At 50.5% G+C, this 7187-nt stretch carries 6 protein-coding genes and 2 pseudogenes; 1 reads left to right on the plus strand and 7 read right to left on the minus strand.

Annotated features, from left to right (window positions below; genetic code table 11):
* Positions 1-347: 347 nt before the first annotated feature.
* The 6 genes from rbsR to rbsD form a co-directional block, all read right to left on the minus strand.
* Positions 348-1349, minus strand: a complete 1002-nt coding sequence (gene rbsR / locus QZ506_RS20635; RefSeq protein WP_291973580.1) for a ribose operon transcriptional repressor RbsR — start codon at positions 1347-1349, stop codon at positions 348-350.
* 3 nt (positions 1350-1352) lie between these two features.
* Positions 1353-2279 carry a ribokinase gene (gene rbsK / locus QZ506_RS20640; protein WP_291973582.1) on the minus strand — a complete coding sequence of 309 codons (927 nt, stop codon included), beginning with the start codon at positions 2277-2279 and terminating at the stop codon, positions 1353-1355.
* Positions 2280-2346: 67 nt separating this feature from the next.
* The gene (gene rbsB, locus QZ506_RS20645; protein ID WP_291973585.1) at positions 2347-3237 is read right to left on the minus strand and encodes a ribose ABC transporter substrate-binding protein RbsB; all 891 of its coding nucleotides are present in this window, start codon (positions 3235-3237) and stop codon (positions 2347-2349) included.
* A gap of 29 nt (positions 3238-3266) precedes the next feature.
* A complete protein-coding gene (gene rbsC, locus QZ506_RS20650) occupies positions 3267-4235 on the minus strand; it encodes a ribose ABC transporter permease (RefSeq protein ID WP_291973587.1) in 969 nt (322 codons plus the stop codon).
* 7 nt (positions 4236-4242) lie between these two features.
* The gene (gene rbsA / locus QZ506_RS20655; protein ID WP_291973589.1) at positions 4243-5748 is read right to left on the minus strand and encodes a ribose ABC transporter ATP-binding protein RbsA; all 1506 of its coding nucleotides are present in this window, start codon (positions 5746-5748) and stop codon (positions 4243-4245) included.
* Between the two features lies 1 nt (position 5749).
* Positions 5750-6175, minus strand: a complete 426-nt coding sequence (gene rbsD, locus QZ506_RS20660; protein ID WP_291973591.1) for a D-ribose pyranase — start codon at positions 6173-6175, stop codon at positions 5750-5752.
* A 412-nt stretch (positions 6176-6587) separates the two neighbouring features.
* Between rbsD and QZ506_RS20665 the strand changes: the two are divergent.
* A pseudogene (locus QZ506_RS20665) lies at positions 6588-6908 on the plus strand (pectate lyase); the annotation flags it as partial.
* 55 nt (positions 6909-6963) lie between these two features.
* Here the strand turns inward: QZ506_RS20665 and QZ506_RS20670 are convergent.
* Positions 6964-7187: pseudogene (locus tag QZ506_RS20670) on the minus strand (IS5/IS1182 family transposase); the annotation flags it as partial.

Below are 7187 nucleotides of genomic sequence, written 5' to 3' on the forward strand. Positions count from 1 at the left end.
ATAAAGTCCTGTGAGTGCCCACACAGATTGTCTGATTAATTGTTAAAGAGCGTTGCCACATCTACCGTGGCGCGGGAGGCGTATATTACGCTGCACCGCTGAAAAGTCAACGTTAATTTTTTCAATTTCGCGTTCGGCTTTCCTGTTTTATTTCTTGCTGTTACCACAACAGCGTGTCGCTGTTGCCGTGTCAGTGGATGCGCAGTATAGACACTTCTCGCGCCCTGACAATGGCTGATTTCAATTTTATTTCCGAGTGGGTGTTTTTTCGGCGAATCGCATAGCAAACCAGCATAGATGACGCTATTTCATCCCAATCACCCCATTTACTGCGTCGTAAATCCCATTTACCGATGAGCCACCGACTCGCGCATCACCAACTCTGGCGTTAATACCAGTACCGTTGGCTCGGTTTCAGGATGTTCCAAACGGTATAACAACGTATCCACCGCCAGTTCCCCTAATTCATCTTTAGGTTGATGAATCGTCGTTAACGGTGGAGACATATAACGCGCCAGTTCGATATCATCATAACCCACCACGGCCATATCCCTTGGAATAGACAATCCCGCCTGATAGAGCGCGTGATAAACCCCAACCGCCATCGCATCGTTACTACAGAACACAGCATCCGGCCTTTGCGCCAGCGACAGCAGTTTACGCATCGCTTGGTATCCGGTTTCAAACTCGAAATCCCCTAACACCACGTAGTCATCAGGAACGGGCAAACCTGCACACTGCATCGCCTGCCGATAGCCTAACAGTCGGTTATAGGCCGTTGTTTTATCTTGTGGGCCAGCGATACAGGCGATATTGCGGTAACCGCTGTCGATCAGATGGCGGGTTGCAATATCTCCGCCAAGCAGAGAATTGTCCTTGATAACATCACTCACGCCTTCAAACGGCGACCAGTCCATCATCACCAGTGGAATTGACGGGTAACGGCTAATGGTTTCCGATGAAGGGTGGTGGTTCTCGGTACACATCAGTAACAAGCCATCAACCCGCTTTTGCATCAAGGTTTCCAGGCTACGGTCCAGGCGGTTGTGGTCGCCTTCTGTATTACACAGGATCAGGCTATACCCACGCTCATAGCAACTGCGCTCAACGCCACGCACCACTTCAGCATAAAACGGGTTACTACTGGCAGTTAGCAACATACCAATAGTTTGCGTCTGATTGATCTTCAAACTGCGCGCCAGCGCAGACGGTGCGTAGTTAAGAGAATCAACTGCCGCCAATACCCGCTCGCGCACCGTGTCACTAACAAAGCGATTATTATTGATTACATGTGAAACGGTTGACGTCGACACGCCCGCCAGGCGAGCAACATCCTTCATTGTGGCCACATATCACCCCTGAGAGTGTAAAAATGCGTCGATCTCATTGCGCCACGGCACAGAGGACTGAGCACCAGCACGAGTTACCGCAATGGCAGCGGCAGCATGAGCAAATTTCACGGCGGTTTGCATCGGTTGATTTTCCAAAAGTGCAGTGACCAGCGCACCATTAAAGGTATCGCCCGCCGCAATCGTATCTACGGCCTGAGCCCGGAAACCGGGAATACGCTGACCTTCCCCGTTTTCACTCAGCCATACACCGCGACTACCCAATGTAATCAGCACGGTAGTAATGCCTTTATTATGCAACAGTTGTGCAGCCTGTGCGGCATCTTGCTCGTTCTGCACGGTGACACCGGTCAGACGCTGCGCTTCCGTTTCATTCGGCGTAATCATATCTACCAGCGCCAGCAGTTCATCTGGCAAGTCACAAGCGGGAGCCGGGTTTAAAATTACACGCGTTTGGTGCTGATGCGCCAACTGAGCAGCGGCAATAACAGTCTGCAACGGAGACTCGAGCTGCATTAATAAAGCAGAAGCATCAATGATTTTTTGACGGTGACGCGTCAGTACATCGGGAGTGATAGCCGCATTGGCACCCGCGTTAATGCCAATCATATTCTCAGCGTCGCCATTCACAAAAATCAGCGCAACGCCCGTGGTTTCATTGGCAACGGTTTCAACAGCAGAAACGTCTATCTGATCACGAGACAACTGCTCGCGAATACGAGCACCAATATCATCCTCACCCACGCCAGCGATAAATGCGATATCGGCGCCACTGCGCCCGGCAGCGACCGCTTGATTGGCACCTTTACCACCAAAAGCGACCTGATATTGCTTACCGATCACCGTTTCGCCCGGTTGAGGGAAGTGTGCCAGATTGAGGATATGGTCGGCATTAATACTGCCCAACACCACGAGTTTGCCCGTTTTCATAAAATCGCCCCAAAAGTGATTAAAAGCGCCGCCTTGTTCCGGCGGCGCTGCTTGTCGTTGTTATGCGTTATTCTTTAGCAACCAGTTTTAGATCAACCGGGATAATCGCCTGTACCTTTTCACCTTTGATGACCTTGTCAGCGGTTTGCACGCCAATTTCACCTATTTTTTCAGGACGTTGTGCAACAGTGGCAGCCAGTTTCCCGCCCTCTACGGCTTTTACGCCATCCTGTGTGCCATCAAAACCGACCACAATGACGTCTGTTTTACCCGCAGTTTGCAGGGTACGCAGCGCACCCAGTGCCATTTCATCGTTTTGTGCGAACACTGCTTTTACATCAGGGTGTGCGGTGAGCAGGTTCTGCATCACGTTCAGCCCTTTGGTACGATCAAAATCAGCGGGCTGGCTGGCCAGCATGACAAATTTGTTTTTTTCAACGGATTTCATAAAACCGGCTCCGCGTTCACGGGCAGCAGAGGTTCCGGCTATACCTTCCAACTGAATCACCTTGGCACCTTCACCCAATTTTTTCGCGATGAAATCACCGGCGACTTTACCGCCAAAGGCGTTATCAGACGCCACGTGGCTCACGACCGTGCCGCTGCCCGCTACGCGATCCAGGGTAATCACCGGGATATTGGCTTGATTCGACAGTTTCACCGCATTACCCACGGCGTCAGAGTCTGTCGGATTGATGAGCAGCAGTTTGGTACCGCGCACGGTCAGATCCTGAACATTGGAGAGCTCTTTTGCAGGGTTGTTTTGCGAATCCAAAACCACCAGGTTGTAGCCCAATTTATCAGCTTCTTTTTGCGCTCCGTCTTTCAATGACACGAAGAACGGGTTATTCAGGGTAGAAACCACCAATGCTATCGACTTTTTCTCCAGCGCATTGGCGCTAACCGTGGCACTTAATGCAACAGCAGAAACCAGTGTAGCCAGTTTTTTCATATTCATAATCCAATTCCTATGCGTGAGAATGAAGGTTATTTACTGCTTTTGTTGTCTACCAAAACCGCCAGCAAAATAACGGCTGCCTTAACGATCATTTGGTAGTAAGAAGAAACACCTAACAGGTTCAGTCCATTGTTGAGAAACCCAAGAATCAGCGCGCCGATGAGCGTGCCGACAATGCGCCCTTTACCACCCGCCAAACTGGTTCCGCCCAGCACCACTGCCGCAATCGCATCCAGTTCATACCCCGTGCCCGCCGTCGGTTGTGCCGATGACAAGCGCGCGACTTCGATAATCCCAGCCAATGCGGATAACAGCCCACATAAGGCGTAGACGATAATCTTGACGTTATCGACGCTGATGCCCGACAAGCGGGTCGCCGCTTCATTGCCGCCCAGCGCATAGATATAGCGTCCGAGCCGCGTGTGGTGCAGCATGTACCAGGCTGCGATAAAAACGATAACCATCAACCAGATCGGTGTAGGAATTCCCAGAGGGCGACCAATGCCAAACCAGCCGAAGATATCCGCAACGTCAGAAAAACCGGTGTTTATTGGGCTGCCGTTGGTATACACCATGGTGACGCCGCGCAGCAGTAACATCATCACCAGCGTGGCGATAAACGCCTGCACCTTTCCTTTCGCCACAATCACGCCAGTGCCCGCCCCGATTGCTGCACCGAACGCTAATGCACCAAACACCGCCAACAGCGCATTCACTTCTAGGCCAACAATCGATGCCGCCACCGCGCCGGTCAGCGCCAGCAATGATCCGACTGACAAATCTATACCAGAGGTCAGAATAACCAGTGTCATCCCTACCGCCATGATGGCGTTCACCGATGTCTGTTGCAGGATATTGAACAGGTTATTGACCGTGAAAAAGTTAGGGCTCATGGACGAGACCACTGCGATCAGGATCAGCAGGGCAATCAGCGACTTTTGCTCCAACAGCCACTCTTTACTGAACCAGCGCTTTGCCGTGATAGATTCGGAACTCATGTCTGACTTACTCCTGCTTTACGCTATATTGCTTGCCAACCGCTGCCGCCATCAGCACTTCCTGAGTGGCCTGCTCAATGGAGAATTCACCGCTCAAGCGGCCTTCATGCATCACCAAAATGCGATCACTCATACCGAGTACTTCCGGCATTTCCGATGACACCAAAATGATGCTGAGGCCTTCTCCCTTGAACTGGTTGATTAACTGATAGATCTCTTTCTTGGCTCCCACATCGACGCCGCGCGTAGGTTCATCGAGGATCAGCACTTTCGGCCGCGTCATCAGCCCGCGAGCAATCGCGACCTTCTGTTGATTTCCGCCGGACAACAGGCCAATTGGCTGTGCCATTGAGGGAGTTTTAATATTGAATAAACGGATAAAATAACTAACCGCGGTGCGTTCATCTTCATGTTTGAGTGCACCAAAGCCACGGCTGAAATAACGCAATGCCGTCAGCGACATGTTCTCTTTGACGGACATCCCCAACACCAAGCCATCACGTTTGCGATCTTCAGATATATAAACGATGCCGTTTGCCAGCCCATCCTGCGGACTGCGCGTCACCACCTCACGGCCATCCAGCGCCACGTCACCGCGCGTACGAGGAAGTTCGCCATACAGGATCTTCATCAGTTCGGTACGTCCTGCGCCCATCAGGCCAGAAACACCGAGAATTTCCCCCTGCCGCAGCGTAAAACTGACACCGTCAACACCCGGCCCCGTCAGGTCTTTAACACTCAAGCGAATATCGCCCGGCACGGTATTTATCCGAGGGTACTGCTCTTCCAGCTTACGCCCCACCATCATTTCAATGAGTTGCTCTTCATGCAGTTGGTTGACCGGTCGCTCTCCGATAAACTGACCGTCGCGCAGCACAGTCACGTCATCGCAAATCTCGAAAATTTCTTTCAGGCGGTGGGAGATATAGACGATACCGCAACCCTGTGCGGTCAGTTCCTTAATCACAGTAAATAAGGACGCGGTTTCGGTATCCGTCAGTGCATCCGTGGGTTCATCCATGATGATCACTTTGGATTCAAAGCTCAGCACCTTGGCAATCTCGACCATTTGCTGATCACCAATGGACAACTCGCCGACCAGTCGGCGGCTGTTGTAGCGCAGATTTAGCTTTTTCAGCAGCTTATCGGCTTCTGCGTACATCTTTTGCCAATCAATGCGCCCCAAGGCTCCGGTAAACTCGCGGCCAAGGAAAATATTTTCAGCAATCGTCAGTTGGGGAATCAGGTTAAGTTCCTGGTGAATAATACCGATACCCGCATGCTGTGATGATTTTGGCCCGTTAAAGGCAACGTCCTGCCCGAGAAAGCGAACATGACCGGCATCTTTGCGGTAAATACCGGTGAGCACCTTCATCAGGGTAGATTTCCCGGCGCCGTTTTCCCCCACCAGCGCCATCACCTTGCCGGGATAGACATTCAGGGCAGCACCGGACAGCGCTTTTACACCGGGAAAGGTTTTTACTATTCCCTGCAACTGTAATAAAGGTTCCATCTCAGCCTCTGAAGGTTACGCCAGCACATAAAATAATATTGGCATAGGGCGAACATTCACCGCTGCGAAAAACGGCCCTGCTCTGCCCGCTTTGCATCTTGAATGCCTCATGACTGACATAGTGCAACTCAATGGTATTTCCCTGGTATTGTTCAAGCTCTTGCAAATGCTCACGAATAACTTCATGGAGCTTTGGGTTCTTCTCGATAATCTCTTGCGCAACAATCGCCGCTTCTACCTGCATCTCCTGCGTAATCACGCTCAGCACCTGTATAAAAGTAGGCACATTGTGTGTTAACGCCAGATCAACACGGGCGGTAGTGGCAGGAATGGGTAACCCTGCATCACACACCACCACTTGGTCAGTGTGCCCAAGGCGGGCAATCACACTCGAGACTTCGGAATTGAGTAATACGCCTTTTTTCATTATGTCACTCGTTTTGATAACGACAGCGAAACGTTTCGCTTGCGGTAAAGTTTAAGAAAAAGTCCTGATAAAGCAAAAAAGAGTTTGCAGAATTGTGATAACCATCGAAACGTTTCGCTATCACAAAAAAGAGATATAAGAAAAACATCAGGTTAGAAAATAGCCGTTAACCACCGGTGTCGGAAGATTGATCTCTATCACAAATGAAAAACAAACAATGAAACCAGATAATTAATTTATTAAAACAGAGTTTCTTTTTTCGTATGATTTACCTCACTTCCTAAAGCTCATATCACCATACTCACAATTTAAACAATAACGGCACTCTGACACCTGCCGAAAAAACTCTGGTTTGTTCACAAGGACTCTAACGATGAAAAACATATCCCTCTCTTTGGCAGCCCTATGTTGTATGGCTGCATTCACCACTCAGGCGCACAGCGCCGATCGTTTGACGATCGTAAAACAGTACGCCGATACCGTCTTGGATAAAGCGGGCGACCATTATCACGGTACGCAGCCTTCAACGTTATTGGCGAGCGGTGTCGATCCGCGCACCGGTAAACAGCTTGAGTGGGTTTTCCCCGATGGGCGCACAGCGGTACTCTCCAATTTTTCCGCTCAGCAAAACTTTATGCGCGTATTGGTTGGCCTCTCTAACCTGACGGGTGATGAGCGTTATCAACAGCGCGCCAAAACCAGCGTGCGTTACTATTTCGATCGCTATCAGGATGGCTTTGTTGAATAAATAAGAACTTGTAACGACTGCGCCCCATACGGGTCGATTGTTACGTGATGCGAATACTGTTCGGCATTCCTAATAGCGTGATCCGGTTAAGCGCTTTGACCATGGCCATGGCTTCACCCACCTAAGCATCGTAGTCTCTCAGACTTAGATGACCACCCAGAAGCCTTTTGAACCGGAACATGGCCGTTTCAGCCACTGAGCGCCGGTGATAGCCCACTTTCTTTTTCCAGATATCGTTACTACCGCTAATGCGCTGATTTGCAA

Source organism: Candidatus Symbiopectobacterium sp. (assembly GCF_020054415.1).
Lineage (GTDB): Bacteria > Pseudomonadota > Gammaproteobacteria > Enterobacterales > Enterobacteriaceae > Symbiopectobacterium.